Source organism: Mesorhizobium sp. M0678 (genome assembly GCF_040320505.1).
Taxonomy (GTDB): domain Bacteria; phylum Pseudomonadota; class Alphaproteobacteria; order Rhizobiales; family Rhizobiaceae; genus Mesorhizobium.
In genome coordinates, this window is record NZ_JAMYPT010000009.1 from 178,039 (window position 1) to 204,034 (window position 25,996).

21 protein-coding genes are annotated in these 25,996 nt (G+C 60.8%); 10 read left to right on the plus strand and 11 right to left on the minus strand.

Features of this window, described 5'->3' with window-relative positions:
• Window positions 1-72: 72 nt before the first annotated feature.
• Together NKI29_RS18375 and NKI29_RS18380 are read right to left on the minus strand one after the other, a co-directional pair.
• Complete coding sequence (locus tag NKI29_RS18375; protein ID WP_352569046.1) at window positions 73-1,068, minus strand: sterol desaturase family protein; 996 nt, start codon at window positions 1,066-1,068, stop codon at window positions 73-75.
• Between the two features lie 223 nt (window positions 1,069-1,291).
• On the minus strand, window positions 1,292-3,220 hold the full coding sequence (locus tag NKI29_RS18380; protein ID WP_352796891.1) for a heparinase II/III family protein: 1,929 nt from the start codon (window positions 3,218-3,220) through the stop codon (window positions 1,292-1,294).
• A 116-nt stretch (window positions 3,221-3,336) separates the two neighbouring features.
• Between NKI29_RS18380 and NKI29_RS18385 the strand changes: the two genes are divergently transcribed.
• Together NKI29_RS18385 and asnB are read left to right on the plus strand one after the other, a co-directional pair.
• The gene (locus NKI29_RS18385) at window positions 3,337-4,578 is read left to right on the plus strand and encodes a glycoside hydrolase family 5 protein (RefSeq protein WP_352796894.1); all 1,242 of its coding nucleotides are present in this window, start codon (window positions 3,337-3,339) and stop codon (window positions 4,576-4,578) included.
• A gap of 168 nt (window positions 4,579-4,746) precedes the next feature.
• Window positions 4,747-6,672 (plus strand): asparagine synthase (glutamine-hydrolyzing), encoded by a 1,926-nt coding sequence (gene asnB / locus NKI29_RS18390; RefSeq protein WP_352796896.1) that lies wholly within the window; start codon window positions 4,747-4,749, stop codon window positions 6,670-6,672.
• Here asnB and NKI29_RS18395 read toward each other — a convergent pair.
• On the minus strand, window positions 6,646-7,764 hold the full coding sequence (locus NKI29_RS18395) for a glycosyltransferase family 4 protein (protein WP_352647588.1): 1,119 nt from the start codon (window positions 7,762-7,764) through the stop codon (window positions 6,646-6,648). The genes asnB and NKI29_RS18395 overlap by 27 nt on opposite strands.
• A 169-nt stretch (window positions 7,765-7,933) precedes the next feature.
• Between NKI29_RS18395 and NKI29_RS18400 the strand changes: the two genes are divergently transcribed.
• Both NKI29_RS18400 and NKI29_RS18405 read left to right on the plus strand, forming a co-directional pair.
• Complete coding sequence (locus NKI29_RS18400; protein ID WP_352746142.1) at window positions 7,934-9,373, plus strand: lipopolysaccharide biosynthesis protein; 1,440 nt, start codon at window positions 7,934-7,936, stop codon at window positions 9,371-9,373.
• Window positions 9,374-9,640: 267 nt separating this feature from the next.
• Window positions 9,641-10,459, plus strand: coding sequence for an isocitrate lyase/PEP mutase family protein (locus tag NKI29_RS18405; RefSeq protein WP_352796899.1), 819 nt, complete (start codon window positions 9,641-9,643; stop codon window positions 10,457-10,459).
• 66 nt (window positions 10,460-10,525) lie between these two features.
• Here NKI29_RS18405 and NKI29_RS18410 read toward each other — a convergent pair whose 3' ends face one another.
• The 3 genes from NKI29_RS18410 to wecB are packed head-to-tail and all read right to left on the minus strand — an operon-like array spanning window position 10,526 to window position 13,804.
• On the minus strand, window positions 10,526-11,329 hold the full coding sequence (locus tag NKI29_RS18410) for a WecB/TagA/CpsF family glycosyltransferase (protein WP_031211886.1): 804 nt from the start codon (window positions 11,327-11,329) through the stop codon (window positions 10,526-10,528).
• Window positions 11,326-12,657 carry a UDP-N-acetyl-D-mannosamine dehydrogenase gene (wecC, locus tag NKI29_RS18415; RefSeq protein WP_352679244.1) on the minus strand — a complete coding sequence of 444 codons (1,332 nt, stop codon included), beginning with the start codon at window positions 12,655-12,657 and terminating at the stop codon, window positions 11,326-11,328. The genes NKI29_RS18410 and wecC overlap by 4 nt, the downstream gene beginning before the upstream one ends.
• Window positions 12,650-13,804, minus strand: coding sequence for a non-hydrolyzing UDP-N-acetylglucosamine 2-epimerase (wecB, locus tag NKI29_RS18420; protein ID WP_352679247.1), 1,155 nt, complete (start codon window positions 13,802-13,804; stop codon window positions 12,650-12,652). Before wecB ends, wecC begins: the two co-directional genes overlap by 8 nt.
• A gap of 522 nt (window positions 13,805-14,326) precedes the next feature.
• Here wecB and NKI29_RS18425 point away from each other — a divergent pair.
• Complete coding sequence (locus NKI29_RS18425; protein WP_352796901.1) at window positions 14,327-15,448, plus strand: glucosamine inositolphosphorylceramide transferase family protein; 1,122 nt, start codon at window positions 14,327-14,329, stop codon at window positions 15,446-15,448.
• 19 nt (window positions 15,449-15,467) lie between these two features.
• On the opposite strand, the gene NKI29_RS18430 is transcribed toward NKI29_RS18425, so the two are convergent.
• Window positions 15,468-16,778 (minus strand): VpsF family polysaccharide biosynthesis protein, encoded by a 1,311-nt coding sequence (locus NKI29_RS18430; RefSeq protein WP_352455347.1) that lies wholly within the window; start codon window positions 16,776-16,778, stop codon window positions 15,468-15,470.
• Between the two features lie 167 nt (window positions 16,779-16,945).
• Here NKI29_RS18430 and NKI29_RS18435 point away from each other — a divergent pair, with 167 nt between their 5' ends.
• Together NKI29_RS18435 and NKI29_RS18440 are read left to right on the plus strand one after the other, a co-directional pair.
• Complete coding sequence (locus tag NKI29_RS18435; protein WP_352796904.1) at window positions 16,946-18,496, plus strand: GumC family protein; 1,551 nt, start codon at window positions 16,946-16,948, stop codon at window positions 18,494-18,496.
• Window positions 18,497-18,504: 8 nt separating this feature from the next.
• Window positions 18,505-19,611 carry a glycosyltransferase gene (locus NKI29_RS18440; protein WP_352569036.1) on the plus strand — a complete coding sequence of 369 codons (1,107 nt, stop codon included), beginning with the start codon at window positions 18,505-18,507 and terminating at the stop codon, window positions 19,609-19,611.
• Window positions 19,612-19,705: 94 nt separating this feature from the next.
• Here NKI29_RS18440 and NKI29_RS18445 read toward each other — a convergent pair whose 3' ends face one another.
• The gene (locus tag NKI29_RS18445; RefSeq protein ID WP_352569035.1) at window positions 19,706-20,566 is read right to left on the minus strand and encodes an alpha/beta hydrolase; all 861 of its coding nucleotides are present in this window, start codon (window positions 20,564-20,566) and stop codon (window positions 19,706-19,708) included.
• A 238-nt stretch (window positions 20,567-20,804) separates the two neighbouring features.
• Here NKI29_RS18445 and minC point away from each other — a divergent pair, with 238 nt between their 5' ends.
• Genes minC through minE form a run of 3 tightly spaced genes read left to right on the plus strand, consistent with a single transcriptional unit; the run spans window position 20,805 to window position 22,628 of the window.
• Entirely contained in the window at window positions 20,805-21,524 is a 720-nt protein-coding gene (minC, locus tag NKI29_RS18450; RefSeq protein ID WP_352569034.1) for a septum site-determining protein MinC, read from the plus strand.
• A 19-nt stretch (window positions 21,525-21,543) separates the two neighbouring features.
• On the plus strand, window positions 21,544-22,359 hold the full coding sequence (gene minD / locus NKI29_RS18455) for a septum site-determining protein MinD (protein WP_023677152.1): 816 nt from the start codon (window positions 21,544-21,546) through the stop codon (window positions 22,357-22,359).
• Complete coding sequence (gene minE, locus NKI29_RS18460; RefSeq protein WP_023677151.1) at window positions 22,356-22,628, plus strand: cell division topological specificity factor MinE; 273 nt, start codon at window positions 22,356-22,358, stop codon at window positions 22,626-22,628. Before minD ends, minE begins: the two co-directional genes overlap by 4 nt.
• A 182-nt stretch (window positions 22,629-22,810) precedes the next feature.
• Here the strand turns inward: minE and NKI29_RS18465 are convergent, their stop codons facing one another.
• The 3 genes from NKI29_RS18465 to NKI29_RS18475 all read right to left on the minus strand — a co-directional run bounded on the left by NKI29_RS18465 (window position 22,811) and on the right by NKI29_RS18475 (window position 25,987).
• Window positions 22,811-24,130, minus strand: coding sequence for an ABC transporter substrate-binding protein (locus NKI29_RS18465; RefSeq protein ID WP_352569033.1), 1,320 nt, complete (start codon window positions 24,128-24,130; stop codon window positions 22,811-22,813).
• A gap of 94 nt (window positions 24,131-24,224) precedes the next feature.
• Window positions 24,225-25,073 carry a carbohydrate ABC transporter permease gene (locus NKI29_RS18470; RefSeq protein ID WP_352569032.1) on the minus strand — a complete coding sequence of 283 codons (849 nt, stop codon included), beginning with the start codon at window positions 25,071-25,073 and terminating at the stop codon, window positions 24,225-24,227.
• Entirely contained in the window at window positions 25,070-25,987 is a 918-nt protein-coding gene (locus NKI29_RS18475) for a carbohydrate ABC transporter permease (protein ID WP_502894499.1), read from the minus strand. Before NKI29_RS18475 ends, NKI29_RS18470 begins: the two co-directional genes overlap by 4 nt.
• Window positions 25,988-25,996 lie beyond the last annotated feature (9 nt).

A 25,996-nucleotide genomic window follows, 5' to 3' on the forward strand; every position in this document is an offset into this window, starting at 1 on the left:
CAGCCAGGCGATCCGCCGAACGGACGATTTCCAGGCGCTCCGCGCCTAGGACGTCGATGGAAACAGCGGTGTTCATGAAGGAGAACTGTCCTGTGGCTGCGCGACCACATTGGGCCGTCTGTGAAACAGTCGCATGACATGCCTTGCCATCTTCTTGAGCGGCAGGATGTAGAGCCCAAAGATCGACTGGTAATCGCGCACATCGCGATCGACCAGGCCAAATTTCAGGTCTTCATCCGGCTCCGGGACAAATTGCGTTCCGAACAGACGATCCCAGAACGAAAAAAGCAGGCCGAAATTCTTATCGTAGTGACGCGGGTCGATGCTGTGATGCACCTGGTGCCAGTGCGGACACAGGATGATGTTGTTCAACGGGCCGAACGATATCTTGAGATGCGTATGGCGAACAAAGTCCATCATCAGGATGTTGCGGATGACGTAGACGTTGATGCCGAAGATAGCGACCTCTACCGGATCGAGTGCGATCAGGCTCCAGACACCGAAGCAGATGCCCGGGATGACGCCATCCCACATACGGTTCATCAGATCGTCCAGCGGATGAACCCGGTCCTTGGTGATCCCCACCATCACTTCGGCCGAATGATGTACCTTGTGCAATTCCCACAGGAACGGGAAACGGTGCTGGGCGACGTGGTAGAGGTAGTATGAAATATCATAGGCGACCAGCATGGTTGCGGTGAAGATGACGATCGTCACCGGTCCCGCCGGGCCGCCGAGAAGCGGCGCGTGGATGTTAAGGAGCCAGCCAATTGCCTCACGTGTGCCATAGCCCACCGCGACGACGAAGGTGACGCCGGCAGGAATAAGCAGGAAAGGCATCATCGCCCGTTTCGTGATCCAGAACAGGGCGTCGGCTCGCGCCGACGGGTGCAGGATGACTTCCTGTGGGAAGGCGAAGTCGAAAAAGTCCCTGAGGGACTTATGTTCGGCAGTTCGCCAGTAGGCGATCACCGCGCTGCCCAGTGCGGTGAGGAGAAGCAGGCCGAGCGTGGTCAGATTGACGTTCGAAAGCTTTTCCACAATCGCTCTGGCAAATTCGGAAAACATTGATGCAGCGGCTCCTGGTCGTAAGTCGTAAGAAGGCGATCTGGCGAATAGCAAAGCACAAAATTCCCGCCAAACTCGCTACGCCGCCTGCAACCAGTGGCTGTTGTGGGCGCAGCGGGCAAAGCAGGCTGGATGGTGCGAGACTAGCAGATCAACGGTAACGAAACCGCTAAATGTCCAAACGTAATTAATGTCGAATACGGCTGGAACTCGCCCGGCAACTCTACGTTGGCACCGGTTTTTGCTGTTGCGGCGGGTGAATTGGGGCAAGATGGATATCGATCCCGGCTTCGCCCACTTCACCGTGCCAGGCGAGGCGTTCGGCTTGCTGCCTAGTGCCAAAACGCAGTGAAACCCAACCGCCTTGGCCCGGCATGTCACCGCCCGCGCCGATATCGAGCGCAGCATCAGGAAAGCGGATGGCCAACAGTACCTCGTCGCCGCGCAATACCGTGACCGTATCTTCGTGCCGGTCGGCATGGAGGCCGGCGGCCAGTTGGAAGACGATCTCGGACTGGCGCCTACCGCCGAGCAGTTGGTCGGTGATGAGGATGCCATCGGCCTGGCGCGCCAAAGTGCGCTGATGCACGACGCCGAAGCGGCTTCTATAGCCGTCATGCCGGGCGCTCAGCCTCCAGTGCGGTCCCGGCTCGCTCTCCACCAGCGCTGCGACTGCCTTGTGCGACCAGTTGAAATTTCCAGCGATGGTGCTTTGGCTCTCGCCCTCGATGTTCAGCGTGTTGTGCGCCGGTGTGGAGCGGAACCAGTCGCGCCATGCGCCTCCCGAACCGTAGAGCCAGGTGCCGGGATCGACCAGCACCGGCTCATCGTCGATGCACAGGGTGAGCGACAGCGCGTCGGCATGGCCGTGCGCCGCTATCGAGAGATAGCCGAGCGGTCCATGGTCGAACGTCAGTTCGACATTGCGGCCATTCATTGCTCCGCGCCAGACGGAGAGCCCGCCTTGCGTGAATGTCTGCAAGCCATGCACCGCGGGCGCCGGGCCTGACGGCGCACCAAAGAAAAGCGAACGAAAATCGTCAGGCTCCGGCGCGTTGCCCGGCGTCCCCAGTAAGCCGTGGATGGCGGCCGCGACGGATCGGATATAGTTCGGCTCGTCGCCCAGCTTCAGCACATGGCCCTCATCGTCGTCGCCGAAGCGGGCGGCTTTCTGTGGCAGCCAGCCGACGAAATTGGCGAAGGCGCCCAGGCGCGCTTCGACGGCCGAGGGAAACGGCGTTCCCGCCTGGCGTGCCGCGGCGGCGCACAGCAAGATGAGTTCGGCGCTGAAGGCTGCATAGGTCGGCGTTTGCTCGGCACCGGCGCCGTCGGCAAGAATCTGCTTGTGCGTCTCATTTAAGAGGGCGCTGCGGGCAATTTCGGATTCGGCCCCGAGCGCCAGGCCAACCAGATATTCGCCAGCCAACTCTGCGACGAGATGGTTGTTGGCGGAGGAATATCGCGACGGAAACCGCGGCAGCCAAAAGGCGCTTGCCGCGAGTATCTCACCAGCTTTCCGCAGCGTCGCCGGGTCAAGCCGGTCACCGATAAGGTCCAGGGTGACGATCAGGCTGATGGCTCGCAGCGCTACTTCGATGCCGGAAGCCCAGCCAATGCCTCGGAACGGCGGATTGGCGGAATGCCAACTGCCGATTGCCGCCTCAATGGCACTCCGGGATCGATTGTCCTCGCTGAGGAGCAGGTGTGCAGCCAGTACTGGCAATTGCTGCAGCCGGTTGACCTCCCAGACATATTTTATATCGCCAAGGTCGCCGCCATCGCGAAAATCGATATCGAAAGTATGAGCCTCGGCGCCAGGCCAAAGCCTGCCGGTTACCGGATCAAGACGCCAAAGCTCAGCAGGAAACAAAAGATCGGGCTCACGCTTTGGCCATGTCCGCCCGAGTGCCGAAAACCGGCCATGAAGCATCTCTTGCGCGGCCGCCGCTATGGCCTGCCGTTGAGCGTCGGTCGCTGCCAGCGCAGCATGGCGAAATCCGGGCAGCACTGGGTGCAACTGCGGCGATGGATAGCGCTCCCACCCATCATCGCGGCGGCGCGACACGATCCTTCGACGTTGCTCGCCCAGCCGGTGCAACACCTCGGCCGGTCCCATGCTGCGCAATCGGTTGATGTACCAGCCGATTCTCATGCACGCCCCGTCAACGTTTCGGTCCTTGTATACCATGCCGTCGAAAAGCTGCGGGCCGGCAATCTTCTTTCCCGTTCGTTGCGGTTAATATCTCCCGCGAGCATGCGGAGGGAGCGATGCGAAAAGCGGTGTATGTTGTTGCCTGGGTGCTCGCCTTGCTTGTGGCGGCCGAGGCAGAGCCCATCCCTCTCAAGCGCGGCGTTGGCGTGCATCAGTGGCTCAACTGGTCGCCGGTGGAGAAAGACGGAACCTACGTTTGGCCGCCCTATCGCAGCGAAAAGGAGTGGCTTGCGGAACGCAGGCCGCTCACTGACCGGCCGGCCGGGGAGGTGTTTGCCCACATCCGATCGATGGGCTTCGACTTCGTCCGGCTGAGCGTCGATCCCGGCCCGCTGCTTGCCAACGGGGACGCCAAGCGGCAGCAGGCGCTGGACATACTTGCCGCCGCCGTCGAGCGGATCACGTCGACCGGCCTCAAGGTGGTTTTCGACCTGCATGGCGTCACTCAGATTCCCGACTACAGCATGGAGATGATCTATGGCGGCGCCGACAGCGAGGGCGTTGCCCGCTATCGTCAAATGGTTGTGGCGGTCGCCGCCATGCTGGTCAAGATCGGCACCGACAAAGTCGCCCTCGAACCTTACAACGAGCCCGCATACTACCCTTGCGATGCGAGCGGCAGCGATCACTGGCAGCGGATCATGGCAGGGACCGTCCACGACATTCGAGCGGTCAGCAGCGAACTTACCATCGTTGCAACCGGCGCCTGCGGCGGCAGCATTGCCGGATTGGTCAACCTCAGCCCCAGCTTTGATGACCCAAACCTCTATTACAGCTTCCATATGTATGAGCCTCACAGCTTCACCCACCAGCGGCCCGATGACACGATCAGCTTTGCTTCGGGACTTCCCTGGCCGGCCGACAGCAGTACACCCGAAGTGGTGACCGAAACCCTTAGAGCGCGGATGGAAGCTGCCGGCTTGAGCAGGGTCGAGCAGGTCATGAACATGGCCACCGCGCGACAAGCAATCGCGAACTATTTCGAGCAGAACTGGGGCCAGAGCCAACTGGAGGCGAGCTTTCGCCAGGCTGTCGACTGGGCTGAAGGCCACGGCATTCCCAGCCGGCGGCTCTTCATGGGCGAATTCGGCGCTATCCTCATGTCCGTGGACGGCCGCATGGGCGCCTTTGAGGCCGACCGTTCGCGCTATCTCAAGGCAGTGCGCCGAGAGGCCGAACGCTTCGCGATCCCATGGTCTGTCTGGGAGTTCTCCAATCCCTATGGGATGAGCCTCATCCCGCCCGATGGTCCCCCGGTTCCCGACCCGGAGATGCTGCAGGCATTGGGCCTGCCATAGGTGCCGTCACTCGCCCTCACCAGCGAACAACCGGTGGCAAACCCCTGACCGCCAGGCTCGATCGAGGAACGGCCCGCGGCAGCTTTCTCCCGGTTGGGTTGTATTGGCACGAAGTGTTTAACACATTTGTTGTACTGAAGTGAGGAATGCGCGCGCCTAGGGGGAACAATGTGTGGAATTGCCGGATGGATCGGTCGAAGGGCTAAAAATCCACAAGAGCGGGCCGCCAGAATGTCAAGCGCATTGCGGCATCGCGGTCCCGATGCCGAAGGCACCGAGATATTGGACCTGAATACCGGCGAGGAACAATTGGCATTGGTCCATCGCCGCCTGGCGATCATTGACTTGGCGCCTGAGTCAAATCAGCCAATGCAGATTGAGGACGGCCGTCTCAAAATAATTTTCAACGGAGAGATATATAACTACATCGAGTTGCGCCAGGAACTGATCGGCCTTGGCCATCATTTTCGAACGCGCTCCGACACCGAGGTGCTGCTCCGAGCCTACGATCAGTGGCGCTTGTCCATGTTCGACCGGCTGAGCGGCATGTTCGCCTTTGCACTCTGGGATGCTCAGAGGCAGGAATTGATCCTCGGCCGGGATCCCTTCGGGGAAAAGCCGCTTTACCTCATGCAAAGCGAAAGATTGCTGCTGTTTGCCTCGGAGATCAACGCATTGTTGTCGGCGCTGCAAGATGCGCAGCAACTCGATCTGGATGCGGTGGACGAGTATCTGAACTGGCGTTATGTGCCGGGACCACGCACGCTTTTTAAACAGATCCGCAAGCTCAATCCCGGAAGCTATGCTGTCTGGTCGCAAGGGGTGGTCAAGGAAACGCGCTACTATACGCCTCCGGATCAGGTGGCCCTGACCGAGCGGATCGACGGAAAAACCGCCAAGAAACGATTTCTGGAACTGCTCGACCATTCCGTCGAGATCAGGATGCGCAGCGATGCACCTTTTGGGGCCTTTCTCTCCGGAGGACTCGACTCCTCGGCTATCGTCGCCCTGATGGCCAGGCACAGCGCTACGCCCATTCGCACGTTTTCCGTCGGGTTCGACGACGCGGCCTATAGCGAACTTGCATTCGCCCGGCGCGTTGCCGATCATTTCAAGACCGATCATTGCGAACTTGTCATCCAGCCAGGCGATCTGATGGATCACCTGCCGGCGATGGTTCGCCAACGTGGTGCACCTGTTTCGCAAAGCAGCGATATTCCAATTTACCTGATGTCGGAGCGCGCCGCCCAGGACGTCAAGATGGTGCTCACCGGAGAAGGAGCCGACGAGATTCTCGGCGGCTATCCCAAGCATCGCGCGGAATCACTGGCCGGGATCTACCAGTCGCTTGTTCCAGCCTCGCTGCACGATAACGTCCTTTCCCCTTTGATACGCGCCATGCCGGGCGCGTCGGCCAAGGTCGATACGTTTGCCCGCACCGCGGGCGAAAGGCACTTTGCCGCCCGGATGGTCTCCTGGTTTGGAGCCGTTTCGGCGCAGCAGCGCGCTTGCCTGATCGGCGCGTCCGCAAATCGCCGTTATGAGCGCAACGACTTTCCGTTCTCGTCAAGCGCTGCGGCTTCCCATCTTCGCCGCGTGCTGTTTTTCGATCAGACATCGTGGCTGCCTGACAATCTCCTGGAACGAGGCGACCACATGATGATGGCCGGTTCAATCGAAGGAAGAATGCCGTTCCTCGATCGAGACCTGGTTTCATTCGTCAGCAAATTGCCCGATCGCTACAGGCTGGGTTGGTTGCACAGCAAGCAGATCCTGCGGGACAGCATGGCCAATATCCTCCCGGAAGAAATTCTCAGCCGCCGCAAGGTCGGGTTCAAGGTACCGGTCGCCGAATGGTTTCGCGGATCGATGAGGAACTACGTGCATGACCATCTTTGCTCGCCCCACTCCGTCATCCGCAGCTATCTGAGTCCGAAACAGCTAGATCAAATCGTCTCGGAACACACCACGCGTGCTGCAGACCACGAAAAGCTGATATGGGCGCTGTTGAATTTGGAGATATTCCACCGCGAATTCAGGCTTGAAGCGCCGCCTTCATCATCGGCGTCAGCGCTTGACCGGTTGACGGCTTGACGCCGCCGACCGCCAGACATCGCAGATTGCGCCGACAAACGGGGCGAGCTCAAGCCGTTCCCGATGCACCGCCATTGCACCGGCACCAAGCCTTGCCCGCAGTGCCGGGTTCTCCGCGAGGCGGCTCAGCGCCTCGGTCAACGCTGTAACATCGCCTGGCGGCACCAGCAGCCCGGATTGCCCGTCGGTGATTATGTCTTCGACGGCGCCAACCGGGGTCGCCACCACCGCCAAACCGGCTGCCATGCCTTCGATCACCGACATCGGCAGATTTTCGGCGAAGGATGGAAGAACCAGAATATCGGCCGAAGAAATCAGCGATGCGACATCGTCCGGTCCCACCCAACCCGGAAAGGCGATCCGGTCTGCAATCCGCAGCGCGGCTGACTTTGCCCGTGCCGCCTCGACTTCGCCATCGCCGGCAATCGTGGCGCGCCAATTCTTGACAGGGCTCATGCGGTGCAGTGCCTCGAGCAATTGCGGTACGCCCTTGCGGTCGCCGATGCGGCCCAGGAACAGGATATGCACATGGTCGCCGCCGCCGACATGCGCCAGCGACGGGACTTCGGTCGCATTGGGCACGATCACGATATTGCCGGCTGCGCCCGGCGCCCGGCTGGCGACGAAATCGCGCCAAAGCCTGCCCAAAACGATCACCCGATCGGCATGCTCGAACAGAGCTTTGATACGGCGGCTTATGAAACCGCGGTCGGCTTTCCAGAATGTCTGATACTGCGCCCCGTGCAAATGCAGGACATAGGGTATCGACAGGAGCCGTGCGCAGGCGGCGATCACCATCTTGCGGTAGGTGCTGCCGGAAACTGAGATGTTGATATGAATGACATCGGCGCGTCCAGCCAGACGCGCTTTAAGCATCCGTAAGCAAAAACCGAGCATATAGAAGATCGAAAGTCCGACATGCCCCGGGCCACGACTGGCAAGGAAGCACACATCGATGTCGGCGATTTCTTGCCGTTCGAACTCCTGCTTCAGCGCCCCCATGATGCGGTCGATGCCGCCCTGCCCCGAAACGCCCGAGGGCGTCGCGACCAGGACATGTATTTTTCGATCGGATATGAGGCGCTGCAACATGATGGTACTCTAAATAACACAGACCGGGTAACTGCAAAGCAAACGTTCCCGATAAGGTTTACGGCAAATCTTTTAGTTCAAACTGAATCTGTTCACCCTTCGGCGTCATCGGGCTGGATTTTCCGCCAGTCGGCGGCTAGTCGAAGGTGAGTTTTCCAGGGACACGCCCTTGCTGCTCCGTTCCACGCTCATTTATGCTCCGGCGATCCTGCTGACGCGAATTTCGGCGCTGCTCCTGCTGGTCGTCGTGACGCGTTTGATCGACCAGACCGAGTATGGCCTGCTCACCCTGGTGGTGACCGTCGGCGAAATGACCGACATTGCCGTCACCAACTGGCTGCGCATCGCCTTACTCAGGCTTGGCGGCAAGGGCGAAGTCAGCCGCGGCAGCCTGATGCTGGCCGGGCAGGTGTTGCTTGCCACCACGGCACTGGCGCTGGTCATATCGATAGGCGCGTCGGCGGTGATCGTGCCTGAACGCTGGGTCGAGTTCGCGATCGCAGTCTGCGGCTATCTGGTCGCCGGGTCCATCAGCCGCTTCGCGTTGACGGTGCTGCAGATGCAGCAGCGCCATTCGGTCTATTCGATGCTCGAAGCCCTGCGTGCCCTGCTGCAACTCGCGCTGCCGATCGGCGCCATCCTTATCTTCCAGGATAGCTTTCTGACGGTATCGCTCGGCTCGAGTTTCGGCGCCTTGATTGCCGGCATCGTGGCGGGCATCATGGCATCGCGACGGCTCGTTGCCGGTCCGCCGCGCTTCACCCACAGGGACTTCTTTGCGCTCGGTGTGCCGCTGATCATCATGGCGCTGGTTGGCTTCGGGCTCAACAGCGCGGAGCGTCTGTTCCTCAAGTTCTATTACGATGCCAGCGCCGTGGCGATCTTCGCGGCAGCCTATGCGCTGGCCCGCCAGCCGATCGATATGGTCGCCAACGCCATCAACATGGGCGCCTTTCCCGAGGTGGTTAGCCGGTTCGACGAGGATGGGCCCGCGGCATCGGGTCGGTTGCTGTCGCAGTTAATGGCCTTGATGATGCGGCTTTGCCTGCCGATTGCAGCGATGCTGGTCGCGCTCAGCAGCGATATCACCGAGCTCATGCTGCCCTCGCAATATCACGGCCGCTTCGGCCTGCTGTTTCCGATCATTGCCTTCAGCGTGCTGTGCGCCAACCTCACCAGCTTCGTCTATGGCGTCGTGGTGCACGCGCACAAGCGGCCGTGGCTGCTGATCATCGCCAATCTCTTCGGCTCGGTGGCAACAATCGCATTGTCCCTGCTGTTGATCCCCCCGATGGCGGAGATCGGCGCCGCTTTGGCGCTGGCGGGCGGCTCGGTGGTGGGCTCCATAACCTGCATTATCATCAGCGAGCGACTCACACCGGTGCCGGTGCCATGGCGCGACATCGGTGTCTCGGTGGTCATCTCGCTCAGCACGGGGGTGGCCGCCAAGCTTGCCAGCATGGTTGCCGGCGACGTGCCGGCGATCTTCTCGCTTGTCGCCGGCGGCACTGCCGGTGCTGCGGTTTTCTTCGGGCTGACCTCGTTGTTCCACCCTGTGGCAGCGACGCAATTCGTCGCGCAGCTGCGGGCGCGGTTGCGGATCGCATAATTTCGCAAGCGGTCTGTAAGCGGGTATTTCCGAAGCTTGCAGCACTTGCTGCACCTTGCGGAGACGGGTTCGTTGCATGTCGGACATTCGGTCTTCGGGTGTTCGGGTCATGAGAGCAAGGCGCCATAGTGGTCTGCCTGTAGCGCCCGGCGGAAAGATGCCGACGAATCCGCAGGGTCGCAGTCAGGCGAGAAGCGGACGATTGAAAAGCTGCAATCATCCGCATCTATTTAAACCCGGCTTTTTGTCCAAATCTGAGAGGGCAGTGTGATTTCCCGATCCAAGAAGGTTGAACAATTTCGCGCTCTTCATAAATCCGGCTGCTTCCTGATGCCAAACCCCTGGGACGTAGCCGGCGCGCGGATGATGGCTAGTCTGGGTTTTAGGGCGCTGGCGACCACATCTTCGGGCTACGCCTTTTCGAAGGGGAAGAAGGACGGGGCAAAGGAAGTCGGCCGCGACGAAAGCTTGGCATACGCTGCCGAGATCGCAGCCTCGACGATCATGCCAGTCACTGCCGATCTGGAAGATTGTTACGAAGACACACCAGAAGGCGTGGCTGAAACCGTCCGGCTTGCCGCCGAAGCGGGATTGGCTGGACTTTCGATCGAAGATCGACAACCAAATCCCGGCCAGCCAATACGCGATTTTGATACGGCGGTGGCACGTGTAGCAGCGGCGGTTGAAGCTGCTCGAAAACACGACATCGTACTCACCGCCCGCGCCGATGGGATGGGTAAAGGCGTATATGGTCTCGACGAGGCAATTCGCCGCCTGAAGGCCTTCGAAGCTCTTGGCGCTGAGGTGCTGTATGCGCCGGGCGTCCCGGACCTGGCGTCTCTCGAGCAGATTTGCAGCTCTGTCAGTGCACCAGTGAACCATGTCCTTGGCCAAGGTGTTTCCGACCTCACATTCGATCAGATTGCCGAGGCCGGTGTACGGCGGATAAGCGTGGGCGGCTCACTTGCGCGCGCCGCTGGCGGAGCACTAGTGAAAATATGTCAGGAGATCGCAACCGGGAAATATACGGCGTTGGAAAGCGCTCCGGCCTGGAACACCCTTCGCGATCCTAAGCCTATGGTCTAAGTTCGAAAGGGGGCGAAGCCTGCGTTCCGGACATTAGGCGCCGCCCCTGGAACGCCGTAGGCGAATCTATAAACCGGCGTTTCGGCGCCAGCGACGCTCCCAGAACTCTCGGCACAGCAGCCCTGCATAGGCAGTGTTGGTATCGTAGTAGCGGCGCCACAAGCGTCGCGGCTCCTGGACGACGCGGAACAGCCACTCCAGGCCGGCCGCTTGTATCAGCTTCGGCGCACGGGCAACCTTGCCCCCATAGACGTCGAAACTGCCGCCCACTCCCATCACGAAGCTTGAGGCGAGTTCATCGCGGTAGCGTTTGAGAAAGCGTTCCTTGCGCGGTGTCGGCATGGCCACCAGCAGGCAGTCGGCGCCCGAGGCGTTGATCGCCGCGACGATCCCGGCCTCGTCCTCCGGCTTGAAATAGCCGTTGCGCATTCCCGCTATGACGAGGCTCGGATGGTCCTTGGCAAGTCTCACTACAACCGCGTCGAGAACGTGCTGTTCGGCCCCCAGCAGATACGGCCTGAATCCACGCTTCGCGCAGAGGCTCAGCAGATTGATCATGATGTCGACGCCCGCCACCCGCTCGGGCAGCGCGACGCCGCACAGACGTGCACCCCAAAGCACGCCGATGCCGTCGACATTGACCACGTCCGCCCCGGCCACGTCCTCGCGCAGCTCGGCATTCTGGCGCATGGTCACCAGCTTGGCGACGTTCACGACCACATGATGCAGCGGCCGCCCCAGGGTCATCGCCTCGTCGGCGATGGCCAGTGTCTCGGCCATGGTCAGCGCATGGATCGGTGCGCCAAGGAACTCCCGGCGCCGTGATGCCAACAGGGAATGCTGCGCCCATGCCGGGGCGTGCGCGTTCATGCGGCCTGCTCCCTTGCAAGCGTCACTTGTGCGACCTCTGGTTTCTTGCCTTCGATGCGGGCGTCGGGCTTGCGTGCCTTGCGCCACGTCCACAGACCCCTCGTATCGACGAGCTTCTTGTCCTTGAGCGCTTCGGGGTCGACCAGATTGAACTGCCGATGGTCGACCAGGAGGACGACGATATCGGACTTGTCGATGGCCGAAAGTGCGTCGGTGAACACGATGCCCCTGCCCTCGAGCTCATGCGGCAGCGCATTTGTGTTGGGTTCAGCCGCAATGATCTTCACATTGGGGATATCGGACAGAAGTTTCACCACCTCGACGGCCGGGCTCTCGCGCAAATCGTCGATGTTGGCTTTGAAGCTGAGGCCAAGACAGGCGATCGTCTGTTTGCGGGAGGGGTCGAGCAAGGCCTCGATATCCCTGACCACCGACATCGGCCGTTCGGAATTGATCCGGCGTGCCGAAGCCATCAGCCGCGTGCTGTTGGGTGCGGCGTCGATGATAAAATATGGATCGACCGCAATGCAGTGACCGCCAACGCCCGGGCTCGGCTGGAGGATGTTCACGCGAGGGTGTCGATTGGCGAGATCGATCACTTCCCATACATTGAGCGACAGATCCTGGCACACTGCAGCAAGCTCGTTGGCGAAGGCGATGTTGACGTCGCGGAACGCGTTCTCGGTCAGTTTCACCAGCTCAGCACTTTCGGCCGTCGTCATGAACAGGTCGCCGGTGACGAAGGTTGAATAGAGTGCCGCCGTCCGTTCCGACGATTTGCGGGACAGCCCGCCGATCGAGCGATCGTTGTTGATCAGCTCGGTCAGCACCTTTCCCGGCAGCACACGCTCGGGCGAATAGGCGACCAGCACATCGGCGTCTTCGCCATGCTGGACAGGAAATTTGAGATCAGGCCGCAGCTCGGCAAGCAGCCCGGTCATGATACGCGTTGTTCCCACCGGCGATGTCGATTCCAACACCACAAGGTCTCCCCGCTTCAGCACCGGGGCGATGCTTCGTGCCGCCGCGAGCACGTAGGTCACGTCCGGCTTATGGTCGTGGGTCATCGGGGTCGGCACGGCGATGATATAGGCGTCCGCCGGCTGCGGCGTGCTGTAGGCCATGAGCTTGCCGTTCGCGACGACCTTCTGAATCAGGCCGTCAAGGTCCGGCTCGACGATGTGGATTTCGCCGCGGTTGACCTTCTCGACCACCGCTCCGTTGACGTCGACGCCAATGACGTTGAGCCCGCGGCTGGCGAAAATGGCGCAGGTCGGCAGGCCGATATAGCCCATGCCGATTACGGAAACGGTTCTTATTTCAGCCATGATGCAGCAGTTCCTCAACAATCCGGTTACTGGCCCGGCCATCGCCATATGGGTTGTGTCGTTCCGCCATGCCGAGATAGGCAGCCCGATCGTCGAGCAGGCGATTGGCGTTGAACAGGATTTTCTCGACATCGGTCCCGACAAGACGGGCGGTGCCGGCCACGATCCCCTCGGGTCGCTCGGTATTTTCGCGCATCACCAGCACCGGCTTGCCGAGCGAAGGCGCTTCTTCCTGCACGCCGCCGCTATCGGTAAGCACCAGATAGCTCTGCTTCTGCAGGTACAGGAACGGCAAATAGTCCTGCGGCTCGACCAGATGAATGTTCGGCACGCCTTCCAGCTCTGCGCTGACCACCGAGCGCACATTGGGGTTTGGATGGACAGGGTAGACAATCTGCACGTCTCCGCGCGCCGCCAATCCCTTCAACGCCGTACAGATGCGCTGGATGCCGCCGTCGAAATTCTCGCGGCGATGACCGGTGACGAGGATCATTTTCTTGGAAGGGTCAAGGAAAGGGAAGCGGGCAGCGAGCTTCGCGTTCATCAGCCTGTCGGCATCGATCGCGCTTGAAAAATGCAACAGCGTGTCGATCACCGTGTTGCCGGTCACGAAGATCGTGCTTTCGGCCTTTCCTTCGGCGATGAGGTTGTCGCGCGCCTGAACGGTCGGCGCAAAATGCCAGGTGGCGATGTCGCCGGCAATCTTGCGGTTCAGTTCTTCAGGAAACGGCGAGTTGATGTTGTGGCTGCGCAATCCTGCTTCGACATGAGCGACCGGGATGCGCTTGTAGAAGGCAGCCAGGGCCGCGGCCATCGCCGTGGTGGTGTCGCCCTGCACCATGACGATATCGGGCTTCGCCTTGTCCAGCACCTCGGCCATGCCCAGGAGCACGCGCGAGGTCACATCGAACAGCGACTGGCCGGGCTGCATGATGTTGAGATCGTGATGCACAGGCAGGCCGGTCAGCTCGACAACCTGGTCGACCATTTCACGATGCTGAGCGGTTATGCATATTTCGGTGATGAAGCCTGGATGAGCAAGGGCGGCACGCGCCACTGGAAAGCATTTGAGTGCCTCCGGCCTCGTGCCGAACACGATCAGCAGTTTCTGCCCGGACGGCAGTTTTGGACGTGAAAGGACGTTCATTGCTGATCCTGGTCGCCTGCAGCCTTCGGGACATGCCGACTATTGCCCGCAAGAGCCATAATAGCGCCGGGAAGCGCCTTCGTGATCTCAATTCTTAATATATGATTAACAACCAAGGCCGCGTTCTCCCGGCTTAACTCTTGTGAAAGGTTGGGCTGACAAGTAGTCTACGGTAGTAGTCTTGAAAAAGAATATATTGGATTGACTAATATTTTAATCATCGGCCACGCCGACGCATCCCGGCGCTGGGAAAATGAGCTTCTGGCGCGGTTGAGTGCGGCTGGACATGCGGTTTCGAGTAGCCGCGCGCCGACGCCTGAACCCAATGCGCGCGGAATGGATAATGTGCTGGCGCTCGAGGGCCGGCGCTTCGGCCCCTCACTGGCAAGCCGTTCCGAGCCGTTGCGATCCGGCGATACCGGCCCAGTCGATCTTATAGTCGATCTTACCGCTACCGCCGCACGACGGGGCACGCCTGTCCTGACGCTCGAATTTTGCGGCCACAGCAGCTTTGCCGCGGGCATGACCGAGATGCTGGCGAGCAGGCGGTTGCCTGAACTCACCGCGCGCCTCGACGGCGTTGCCGTCGCCAGGGCGCGGCCGATGATCAGCGACCGGTTGTGGCTGTCCCGGATCAGCAACGACCTGCTCGCCGGCGCCATCTCCCTGATTGCCCAATGTGTCGCCCGCTTTTTCGCGGGCAAACTTGCGCCGATTATTGAGAGCCCGGCGCCGCCCCTGCAGAAAGGCGGATTTATCAGGCACTATCTGCCCTTTTTCAGCAGGGGGTTGGTCGACCGCGCCGTGCAAAAACTGCGACGTGGTCGGCGCCCCTTCTATTGGCAGGTTGCTTACCGGCTGATCGACGGTCCAGGCGTCGCCGAAACCGGACAGCTGGATGGCAAGCCGTTCACCGTGCTTGCCGATGACGGGCAGCGATTCTACGCCGATCCGTTCGTCCTCGAGCGCGACGGCCGTCATTTTCTGTTTGTCGAGGAGTTTCCCTACTCCACCGGCCGCGGGGTGATTTCTGTCGCTGAACTTGGCACCGACGGCACTTTCGGCGTGCCGAAAGTGGTGCTGGAGGAAGCGCATCACCTGTCATATCCGCAGGTGTTTGCTCACTCCGGCGAGATTTTCATGATCCCTGAAAGCGCTACGGCGCGAGAACTGGTGCTCTACCGTGCCGAGCAGTTTCCGGATCGCTGGGTACGCGATACTGTGCTGATGACGGACAGGGATTTCAACGACGCCACGCTGCTCGAATCCGACGGTCGCTTCTGGCTGTTGGGGACTGAGCGGTTCGGTCACGGCAGCGCGTCCGACACGATGGCCGTCTATTCCGCCCCGGCGCTGCGTGGGCCGTGGGCTGCGCACGCGCTCAATCCCGTCGCAGTCGACCACTCCGCCACTCGGCCGGGCGGCGCCTTTATCCGCCAGGGCGACGCTTTGCTGCTGCCGGTGCAAAACGGGTCTAGAGCATATGGCGGCGGCCTGGGATTGATGCGGCTGGATCGGCTTGATGATTTCGACGTCCGTTTTGAACTGCCCCGCTCAATCGATCCCGGGCCGGCATGGGCTCGGTCCGGCATTCACACGCTCAATCGCGCGGGCGGTGTCGAGGTCGTGGACAGCGCCGGCTGACCGGATCCGAGGTCCGTGCTTAACGAGATCCAGCCGGGTTTGGGCTGGATGCAGCAGCCGAAGGCATGCTCTCGAGCGAGCCTCCATGGGGCTGCTTCCTGTAGGCAAGCAGCAACACCACGATGATCGTCATGTCCGGCGTTTTTGACGAAAGCGCGTTGTTTGACAGCGCGGCAAGCAAGAACGTTATGGTGCCGATCCATGCCGGCAGCGGCGCCCCGCGCAGCAGCCGGAAGACGAACCAGAATATCAGCGCTGTAAACAGCAGGGCTATGGGCAGGCCGAAGAGCAAGATAATTACCACCGGCGCGCTTTCGATGTAGGGCAGATGCAGCTTCTGCCGGACGATCGCCAGCAGGTCGTCAACGTTCATGCCGAACAGGATGTCGTTCCAGCTGACCAGTCCGAACACCTGATAAATGGTCACCCGGGCCATGAAGTTTTCGTCGAAGATGGTGTTGCTGAACCGATTCAGCAGACCGCCCGCAAACAGTACCGCTACGAGCACCGCGCCACCCGTCACGGTGAACATCAGCACGACAAATTTGGCCTGCCGCTCATATTTGAGCGACAGGCCCGGCCAAGGCACGAACAGCAGCAGAATGAGGATTTCGCCGGTGGCGAGCATCAGCGCGGCGCGAGCGCCCGATGCAGCGCAACCGATGAACAACAGGAAGATCGCCATCACCCGCGCCCATATGCGCCAGTGCGTCAGCGGCACGAATCCGATGGTTGTGGCGCAGAGCGCGCCCAGTGCCAGCGGATGGGCCGACAGGCCAGTTGGCCTGAATTGCAGTTCGTTCAACCCATAGGGCAACAGCCGATGTTGAGTCACCGCCTCGATGGTGCCGATGACAGCGCTCAGGATCGCCATTCCAAGCACGACGTCCCCCAGCGCCCGCCGCACCTCTGCATTCAATGCCAGCATCAACAGGCCTGTGGCGCCGGCCACCAGATAGGTATCGATGATGAACCCGGAGGAGCCCGCACGGCCGGTAACGAACAGATAGGGCACCAGCGCGAACATCAGCACCGAATAGCGGATCAACGCCTTGAATATTCCAATTTCGTCGCCGTGCAGCAGAAACGGCCGGCTGAAAAGAACGATAGGAAGCAGCAGGATGATCGCATAGGTGCCGAAATGCAGCTTCTCGTAGAACGAGCCTCCCTGGGCCGTATAGTCGACGACCATGTTCATCACCTGCGGTGATACCGTAAAGCGAAGCAGGAGCGCGAACGCTGCGCATAGGAAAAACAGCAGCGACAGCGCGTTCTGACGGCGCGCTCGGCTGGACGATAATCGTTCCGAAGCGGCAGCGGGATAGCTCATGGCCCATCCAAATGGCGATATTCGAACGGCATTCTGGGCAACGAAATCCCTTCAACGTCCGCCAAGCGGACCGTGTGAACGGCAAAATGGGCCAACTTGGAAAATAAGATGTTAACGATGTTTCTGTAGAGCAGGCCAAGCGTAATGATTTAACAAGGGTTGTCACCATGTCTGCCGGTTCCGGCACACCCCCTATCTCCGCAACGGCTTCCAATAACAGTGCATTCGAGCGCATCGCCAATGCACGGCGCAGGGCATTGCTGCAACAGCATGGCCCAGTCGCGGCGCTAAGCTCCGCGCCGGTGACGCCGCAACCTCCAGAGCCTGTCGCGACTGTGACCCTGGACAAGATCGGCGATTTCCTCGAGCTCGATTTTCGACGCCTGTTCGTGTGGCTGCGGGCCGGCCTCGCCCTGGCCTTCATGCTGGCGGTAATCGGGGGCATTGTCGGTGGCGCGTATGCATTGCTGAGCAAGCAGCGTTACACCGTCACGACCGAGGTTCTCATCAACCCATCCAATTTGCAGGTTGTGGAAAACGACCTCTACTCGCAACCGGGCCAGGTCGATAGCCAACTGCTCAGCACGCGCAGCAAGCAGCGCATCCTGACCTCGGGCAACGTGCTTTCCCGTGTGGTGGACGAACTGAATCTGACTCACGATCCGGAGTTTTTCGATCCGGACCGGAGCACATCCTCATCTGGCGCTGTGGCGAAGCCCGACCCGAGGCTCATCGCCTTGAAGAACCTGGCGGACCGGGTAGACGCCATCGCGGACCCGACCTCGTTTGTCACAACCCTCTCGGTATCTGCGGAAACCACCGCCAAGGCGATCCTGATCTCGCAGGCCATAGTCAAAAACTTCCAGGAAGAACTGGCCAAGGCCGAAGCTGCCGGCGCCAGCCGTGCCGCGGCTGCCCTTGACAGCCGGCTTGGCCAACTCAAGAGCGACGTGCAGGCAGCCGAAGAGAAGGTCGAGAGCTACAGGCGCAGGCACAACCTGTCGTCCAGCAATGGCCAGCTCGTCAGTTCGCAGACGCTGACGCAGCTCAACGGCGAAATCGTCGATGCGCAATCGCGCGTGATCGCCGCGCAGGCAAGTTACGACGCCCTGGTTGCCTCCGGTATCAATGGAGCCAATCCCGACCCCACGGTTTCGGAAGCGCTCGCAGCGCTGCGCGACAGGTCAAACAGCCTGCGGCAGCAGATCGATTCACAGTCGATGACATTCGGTCCTCGCCACCCGACGATTGTCAGGCTCCGGACAGAACTCGAGACCGTCAACTCGCAACTCCGGGCCGAGTTCTCCCGCACCATCGGCACGGCAAAGGCCAGCCTGGACAAGGCCAGGGCCTCGTTGGCTTCTCTCAACGCCAGGATGAACGATCTGAAGAGCAATGTTTTCACCGACAGCGAGTCCGAAGTCGCCCTGCGTGAACTTGAACGCGATGCCGCCTCGAAGAGAGCCGTCTATGAGAGCTTCCTGTCACGTGCGCGCCAAATCAGCGAGCGCGAGCAGATCGACACCACAAACGTACAGGTGATTTCGACCGCGGTGCCCCCGCCAGCGCGCTCATGGCCCCCGCGCACTGTCCTGGTGGCAGGCGCAGGAGCGTTCGCAGGCTTTGCCCTGGGCATGCTGCTGGCCATCGGGATGGGCATCATCCGGGACATGCGCCGGCCGCCGAACCGATCAGGCCTTGCCGCCGGCCGAGCCTGAAGCAAGGCATGGTGAAGCGCATCGTTTTCCACATCGCCAGCCTGAGGGGCGGCGGCGCCGAGCGTGTCTTCGTCCTGATGGCAAATGAACTGGCGTCGCGTGGCCACGAGGTCACGCTTTTTACCTGGAACGCGCAAGGCCCTAACGCCGCGCTGCGTTCCGCTGCCGTGCATCTGGTCGACTTCGGCCTTCTCTTGCGCGGCGAGGGTTACGCCAAGTCGGCGACGCTGAAAGGCATAGTGCGAAGCGCAAATTTGTTCCGCCGCCTTGATCCTGATGCGGTCTATAGCGCCCCGGAATTCGCCAATCTGGTGATGGCGCTGTCACTCATGTTGGCCAGAAGCCGGGCAAAATTCTTTCCAAGTTTCCATGCCGCCGCCTCGCTGCCTGCCAGCGGCCTCGGCGCGAGGCTGGCGATCTGGCTTTCCGCGCTGGTTGCAGCGCGTGCAACCAAAGCCATCGCCGTTTCAGCGGGTGTCGGCCGTGACATCATCGCCCGCGGCTTTCCCGAATCCAAGGTCGTCGTCATTAACAACCCGCTGCCGCCGGCTGAAGCACCGCAGGGGAATTCTTATGCCTGGCAGGCAGCATTGGCGGCGATGGGCGATGTGCCGGTCATTGCCACCGCCGGGCGCCTGGTACCGGTCAAGGACCACCGGACTTTGCTGCGGGCCTTCGCTGCCTTGCGCGCCGGCCGCCCCGCCCGGCTTGTTATCTTCGGCGAAGGTCCGCTGGCTGCCGAATTGCACGCCTATGCCGAAGAGACCGGCATAGACGGGGACGTGCTCTTTGCCGGCTATGTCAACGATCCCGCGGCTTGCTATGCCGCGGCTGATCTGTTCGTTCTGTCATCGACCAGCGAGGGCTTCGGCAATGTGCTGGTCGAGGCCATGGCCGCCGGTGTCCCGGTAATCTCCACCGATGCTCCGCATGGCCCGCGCGAAATACTCGGTGACGGCCGCTTCGGCACCTTGGTGCCGGTCGGTGACGCCGCGGCCCTGGCGAAGGCGATGGCCGAGATGCTGGACCACCCCACCCCTGCTGCCGTGCTGAAAAACAGGGCGGCGGATTTCACAGTCGACAAGATTGGCGATCAATACGAAGCGTTGCTCTAGTCATTACGCACTGCCAGTAGATCGCGGTGGGATGCGGTCGACGTGGTCGGGCTTTGATTGCGATAATCTCTTTACGGGCTGGGGCGCAACGAATTTATCGTGAGACATTCCCTCGTTCCTTGAGTTGTTGGGCGAGGAAATCCTTGACCGAATCGAGAACCGCATCCCGTTCATGAGATACGCCTGGCAGCAAATCGAAGCGCACGCGCGCCCCCGCCTCCTCGAACGATCGACACAATGCCATGAGGCGTTCCGGCCGTGTCCGCCCCGCATCGTTGGCGCCCGGCATCCAATGGGTGCTGCCTTGGACATGAGTGATTTCCCAAGTCTCCAGGTCAGCGTCGCCGACGATCATCTGGAAAGGCACTTTTGCCAGCGCTGCGGCATCGAAGGTGATGCCGAACTTCTCCGGCAGATCGCGAATGCCCACCCACCAGTCACGCGTCGGATCGAGCAAGGTCACCGAGCCTGGCGCGCCGATTGAGGCCGCCCAGAGCCTGTCGGGATGCAGAATAGCAAAACGATGCGTGAAATGCCCGCCGCCGGAAAATCCGAACATGGCAAAGCGGCTCCAATCCTGACTGTATTTGGCGCTGACCTCCTCAACCATGGCGAGCAGCACCTGATCGTAGCGTATGTTGCCCTCGAGCAAATATTTGTATCCGCTGCGGGCATCATCCCCGAGAACGCCGATTGGAAACAGCGGACACAAAACGGCGCAGCCGTTCCAGCGTCCGAACTCGGAAAACGCATCGCGGAATCCAAGAAAAGAGGTGCGGCCGGTGCCATGGACAGCGACCATCAGATCGACTTTGGCCCCTTCCCCAACCGCGGGAGGCACATACAGGCAATAGTGAAAGCGCGGGTCTGATTTGGAAGCAAAGATGGCGGTCGCGCCAAGGTCATAGGTAGCGCGACCGCGATCCGCGACAGGCCCCCTGGCAACGCTTGTCAAATCGATAACTCCTTAATAGGCCCGGCATTCCGGCAACAATATACCGGTCGGCCGACCGCGTGAACTGGAGGCGCCTCCAGGCAGCCGCGAGGAGGACCTCGTCGTGCATCGGAAGCAGGGCGCCGGCGGGGCGATCAGGGGCAAAAAGAATGCCTCCGCCAACGCCTCGGGAAGCCGCCATTAACTTTTCGTTAACCATGCCGGGCTAGCCTTAACCAATCAGTAAGGACTCGCCTCTGTGACCTGCGTCGCTCCCATCCAAAACAAGTCCATACGCTTTCGAGCGCGCTCGTTTGTAGCCTTCACCCTCACCCCTGAGGCCCCGCTAGGGGAATGGCTGCAAAGCCTCGATCACTGGACCGAAAACTCTCCCGGCTTCTTTGCCGGCCGCCCGGTCGTGCTCGATCTGAATATACTCAAGCCCGAGGTGGGCGAGATGCGGGATCTGGTCTCACAGCTCGCGGAGCGCGGGATTCGCATTTACGCGATCGAGGCCGATGGCAATGTTGCTCTCGGTGCCGATCTGCCGCCGCTCCTCGTTGGCGCCAAGGAGGCCACCGCCGACGCGCTTTACGTGCAGCCGGACCCGAAGGCCGCAGCTGAGGCCAAGACGGAAGAGCCGCAGGCGCCGAACTCATTGATGATCAAGGCACCGATCCGCTCCGGCCAGTCGATCTTTCATCCCGATGGCGATGTGGTCATTGTCGGCTCCGTCAGTTCCGGTTCCGAGATCATCGCCGGAGGATCGATCCACGTCTACGGCACGCTGCGTGGACGTGCGTTCGCCGGCGCCACGGGAAATTCCGCGGCTCGCATCTTTTGCCGGAAAAACGAAGCCGAACTTCTGGCGGTGGACGGCTGGTACCGCACTGCCGAGGAGATGGACGCCTCCTCGCGAGGAAGGCCGGTACAGGCCTTTCTCGAGGACGGCGCACTTTGCGTCGCACCGCTCAACTAACAACATTGGAGGCACAAATATGGGCAAGGTAGTGGTTGTCACATCCGGCAAAGGGGGTGTCGGCAAGACGACCTCGACGGCCGCTCTCGGCGCCGCGGTCGCGAAAACCGGCAAGCGGGTGGCTCTCGTCGATTTCGACGTCGGCCTGCGCAACCTCGATCTGATCATGGGTGCCGAGCGGCGCGTTGTTTTCGATATCGTCAACGTCATTCAGGGAACCGCCAAGCTTTCGCAGGCGCTGATCCGTGACAAGCGACTCGAAACGCTGTTCCTGCTGCCGGCCTCGCAAACGCGCGACAAGGATGCTCTCACCGAGGAAGGCGTCGCCGACGTCATCGACAAGCTGCGCTCCGTTTTCGACTACGTCTTCTGCGACAGCCCGGCCGGCATAGAGCGGGGCGCGCAACTTGCCATGCGCTTTGCCGACGAGGCGGTAATCGTCACCAACCCGGAAGTGAGCTCGGTCCGCGATTCCGATCGCATCATCGGCCTGCTCGACTCCAGAACGATGAAAGCCGAGCAAGGTGAATCGATTGTCAAACACGTCCTCGTCACGCGCTACGATGCTGCGCGCGCTGCCCGCGGCGAGATGCTGAGCATCGATGACGTGCTCGAGATCCTGTCGACGCCCTTGCTGGGAATAATTCCCGAGAGCCAGGACGTGCTGCGCGCATCCAATGTGGGCGCGCCGGTTACGCTCAGCGAAAACACTAACCCCGCCGCACGCGCCTATATCGACGCGGCAAGAAGACTCGAGGGCGAGGACCTGCCGGTCATTCTGCCTTTCGAACGGAGGGGCCTCCTCGACCGGCTGTTGGGAAGGAGGGCAGCATGAACCTGCTCGATATCTTCAAGCGCCGCGGCAGCGCGCCGGTGGCGCGCGAGCGCTTGCAACTGCTGTTGGCCTACGAGCGTCGAAGCCGCAACCAGCCCGATCTCGTCTCGGTGTTGCGCGAGGAGATCATGGCGGTGATCGCCCGGCATGTTCAGGTCGACCAGGATTTCCTGCAGGTGAGCATGGATCACGGCGAAACGACGTCGAGATTGGAGATCGACATCCAGATCCCCAACAAGGTCGCAATGCCCATGGCCGCGGCGTTCTAACGGAATCCTCCGGCCAGGGCTTGCGTCGGCTGCTGCCGAGGTTGCGGCGCCGTGGTTGGCGTGTTTGACCCGGTCGCCACCGGCAAGTTCTCGCAATTCGAGGACAATAACCACTCCCTCACCAAAACCCCGCGGCCGTTTCCAGCCGCGGGGGCCTTGGGAGGGCCTTTCGAAACCCGTGATCAAATGTTGGCGAGCAATTCGTTGACGCGGCTTTCCATGTCGGCAAGCGCGGTATCGACGTCCTTCTGGCCACTGATTGCTGCACTCATCTCTTCGCCGATAATGTCCTGGATCGCAAACTGACGCTGTACGGCGGACGGCAGCGGCTTGCCGAGATCAGCGACCGCAGAGATCGTGTTGCGATGCGGCAGTGCCTTGAAAGCGTCCGAGGTGATGACGGCCTTGTAGGCCGGCAAGTGGCCGGTGCGCGACCATTCGAAGTCGTTGTCGGCGAAGAACTTCAGGAATTTACCGATAGCCGCGATCTGTTCAGGCGTGCGGTCTTTCTGCGAAACGGCCCAGGTGTGGCCGTCGGCATATTGCGCATGGGCGCCGCCAAACAGCTGCGGATACGGATAGACCGCATAGCCGCCCTTGTTGAGCGCCGTACCCTTGGTCTCGGACTGGGCGTTGTAATCGCCGACCACCCAGGTGCCGTTAAGGTGGACGCCACCCTCGCCGGCAAGGAAGGCGTTGATCGAGCCGCCATAATCGAGATCCTTGGTGGTGTAGCCCTTCTCGAAGATCGCCTTGTACATCTCGACGACCTTCTTGGCTTCCGGCGTATTCAACTTCACGTGCTTCGGATCGGCAAAGAAATCGGAATCCTGCTGGAAAAGATAGGTGTAGAGGTTGCGTGTGTAGAGTGCAGTCTCATTGGTCAGGTTCTGGACGAAATAAGGCTTGCCCGTCTTCTGCTTGAACTGTTCGGCCTGGGCGAGCAGTTCCTCGGGCGACTTTGGAAAAATCGGCGTGCCGTCGGCATTGACGAGGCCGGCTCGTTTGAAAAGATCCATGTTGACGTGATAGAGCATCGTCCAGCTGTCGATCGGCAGGCCATAGACCTTGCCGTCTTTGGTGGCGCCATTGCGTGCCGCGTCGGTGAAGGCGTCGGGTGTCACGCCGACCGACTTCAAGAGATCGTCGAGCGGCATCAACAGGCCCTTCGACTGATAATCCGACAGTACGGATTCATGGATCGTGACGATGTCCGGAGCGTCGCCTGAAGCGAACTGCGCGGTCAGCTGATCATAGCCGGGCCATTCCACGGTGGTGACGTTGACATGGACATCGGGATTGTCGGCGTTGAACTTGTTGATTAGCGAGGTGATGATGCCACATTCGCCAACGGCCTTGGTGGCATCGGTGTTGGTGCCGAAATCGGCATCGCAGGCGCCGAAAAAGCGCTGCACGCTCAGCTCCGTGGCCGCGAAGCTTGGACTTGCGAGCATCATTGCGCCCGCAGAGACTGCGGCAAACAGTATTTTCTTCAGTTTCATATCAGTTCCTCCTACTGAGTTTCCGCCGCTCCACCCTGGATTGGCTTTCGTGCTTCAATTGCTGCGCATTCCCCCGGCCGTCAGGCAATCTTCGTTATCTCACCGCAGCGCCGGAGACCGCCGTGACGATGTATTTCTGGAAGAACAGGTAGACGATCAGGATCGGTGCACCGGCGAACACCGCCTGCGCCATCAGGAAGCCGATGCCTTCGGACTGGGCGAAGTTGGTCTGGGTCGAGGCCATGCCGACCGTCAGCGTGAACATGTCCTTCCTCGTCGCCGAAATCAGCGGCCAGAAGTAGTCGTTCCAGGCCCCGAGAAAGGTGAAGATGCCGAGCGTCGCCTGCGCAGGCAGCGTGAGCGGCAGAAGCACCTTCCAGAAAATTCTGAGCCGGCTGGCGTTATCGAGCATGGCGGCTTCGTCCAGCTCCTTCGGGATGGCCTTGAAATACTGGGTCATCAGGAAGACACCGAACGGAGCCGAAAGGCCCGGCAGAATGAGCCCTTGATAGGTGTTGTGGAACTTCAGCATGCTGAAGATCTGGTGACGGGCGACAAGCACGGCCTGTTCCGGGACCGCCAGACCGAACAGCACGATCACGAACAGCACGTCTCGGCCGGGGAAATTCAGCCGTGCAAAACCGTAGCCGGCGAGCGACGACAGGATCAACGTGCCGAGCGTCAATCCGCCCGAGACGATGATGCTGTTGCGCACCCAGATGAACACGGACGAGGTGCCGACGGTGTTGATGTAGTTCTTCAGCGTATAGGGTGCGTGAAACACCGAGTTCGGATCGGCCATCAGCTCCGTATTGTCCTTGAGTGACAGGCCGATGACCCACAGAACCGGCGCGATCATGACGATCGAAAGCAGGATGACCAGGGCCAATAACAAATGGTCGCCAAATGCCCGGCCCTTGATGGAGGCTGCTGGGGCGCTCATGCCTGGTCTCCCCTGCTGCGTGTCACCAGGTACTGGGCCATGGCCGCGACCAGGATGAGGATGAACAGGATTTCCGATGCAGCGGCGCCCAGGCCGAGATCCCAGCGACGGAATGCGGTATCGTAGATATAGAGCACGATCGGCTTGGTCAGATTGTTCGGACCGCCGCGCGTCATTAGCCAGGCCTGGCCGAAGAGCTGGAATTGCAGCACGATCTGGATGATGATCACCAGGATGAAGGTCCGCTTGATCGACGGCAGCGTGATCGACCGTAGCGTCTGCCAGCGATTGGCATTGTCCAGCGCTGCCGCCTCGTAAATGTCCTGCGGGATCTGCTGGAGTGCTGAGAGAAAGAGCATCATCGGCAGGCCGATGCACCACCAGATGGTGGCAATGGCGATGCCGACCATCGCCAGGCTGGGATCGGAAATGAAGGCCGGAGCCGTTGCGCCGAACCATCCGTAGATCGTCGACAACAGGCCGACATTCGGAATGAAGACGATGCGCCAGATCAGCGTGACGATGGTGACCGATAGCACCGACGAGGAAAAGAACAGCGTCCGCAAAACCGCGGCAGCGCGCGTGCGGCGGTTGAGGCAAAGCGCCAGGAAAAGGCCGATCAGCGCCAGCGTCGGCACCGTCAGAAGCACGAAATAGAAGGTGTTCCAGATCGATTGCAGGAAGACCTTGTCGTGATACAGCCTGGAGTAATTGCCGAGACCGACAAAATTTCCGGACGAGAACGTGTCGGCCTTGTGGAAACTCAGCCACATCCCCCAGAGCAGCGGGAAGAGCAGCAACGTGGTGAAGAAGAACAAGAATGGCGCAACGAAAATGACGTTTCGCCATTGCGGCGCATAGATGTCGGCGGTAGGGGCTCTGACGCCGCCAGCAAGCGTCGCGGTCGGGGACATCGCCAGCCG

Excerpts from the sequence above, each read along its gene's own strand:
- NKI29_RS18375 (WP_352569046.1), bottom strand. The coding sequence starts at position 1,068 with ATGTTTTCCGAATTTGCCAGAGCGATTGTGGAAAAGCTTTCGAACGTC.
- NKI29_RS18380 (WP_352796891.1), bottom strand. The coding sequence starts at position 3,220 with ATGAGAATCGGCTGGTACATCAACCGATTGCGCAGCATGGGACCGGCC.
- NKI29_RS18385 (WP_352796894.1), top strand. The coding sequence starts at position 3,337 with ATGCGAAAAGCGGTGTATGTTGTTGCCTGGGTGCTCGCCTTGCTTGTG.
- asnB (WP_352796896.1), top strand. The coding sequence starts at position 4,747 with ATGTGTGGAATTGCCGGATGGATCGGTCGAAGGGCTAAAAATCCACAA.
- NKI29_RS18395 (WP_352647588.1), bottom strand. The coding sequence starts at position 7,764 with ATGTTGCAGCGCCTCATATCCGATCGAAAAATACATGTCCTGGTCGCG.
- NKI29_RS18410 (WP_031211886.1), bottom strand. The coding sequence starts at position 11,329 with ATGAACGCGCACGCCCCGGCATGGGCGCAGCATTCCCTGTTGGCATCA.
- wecC (WP_352679244.1), bottom strand. The coding sequence starts at position 12,657 with ATGGCTGAAATAAGAACCGTTTCCGTAATCGGCATGGGCTATATCGGC.
- wecB (WP_352679247.1), bottom strand. The coding sequence starts at position 13,804 with ATGAACGTCCTTTCACGTCCAAAACTGCCGTCCGGGCAGAAACTGCTG.
- NKI29_RS18425 (WP_352796901.1), top strand. The coding sequence starts at position 14,327 with ATGACCGAGATGCTGGCGAGCAGGCGGTTGCCTGAACTCACCGCGCGC.
- NKI29_RS18430 (WP_352455347.1), bottom strand. The coding sequence starts at position 16,778 with ATGAGCTATCCCGCTGCCGCTTCGGAACGATTATCGTCCAGCCGAGCG.
- NKI29_RS18435 (WP_352796904.1), top strand. The coding sequence starts at position 16,946 with ATGTCTGCCGGTTCCGGCACACCCCCTATCTCCGCAACGGCTTCCAAT.
- NKI29_RS18440 (WP_352569036.1), top strand. The coding sequence starts at position 18,505 with ATGGTGAAGCGCATCGTTTTCCACATCGCCAGCCTGAGGGGCGGCGGC.
- minD (WP_023677152.1), top strand. The coding sequence starts at position 21,544 with ATGGGCAAGGTAGTGGTTGTCACATCCGGCAAAGGGGGTGTCGGCAAG.
- minE (WP_023677151.1), top strand. The coding sequence starts at position 22,356 with ATGAACCTGCTCGATATCTTCAAGCGCCGCGGCAGCGCGCCGGTGGCG.
- NKI29_RS18465 (WP_352569033.1), bottom strand. The coding sequence starts at position 24,130 with ATGAAACTGAAGAAAATACTGTTTGCCGCAGTCTCTGCGGGCGCAATG.
- NKI29_RS18470 (WP_352569032.1), bottom strand. The coding sequence starts at position 25,073 with ATGAGCGCCCCAGCAGCCTCCATCAAGGGCCGGGCATTTGGCGACCAT.
- NKI29_RS18475 (WP_502894499.1), bottom strand. The coding sequence starts at position 25,987 with ATGTCCCCGACCGCGACGCTTGCTGGCGGCGTCAGAGCCCCTACCGCC.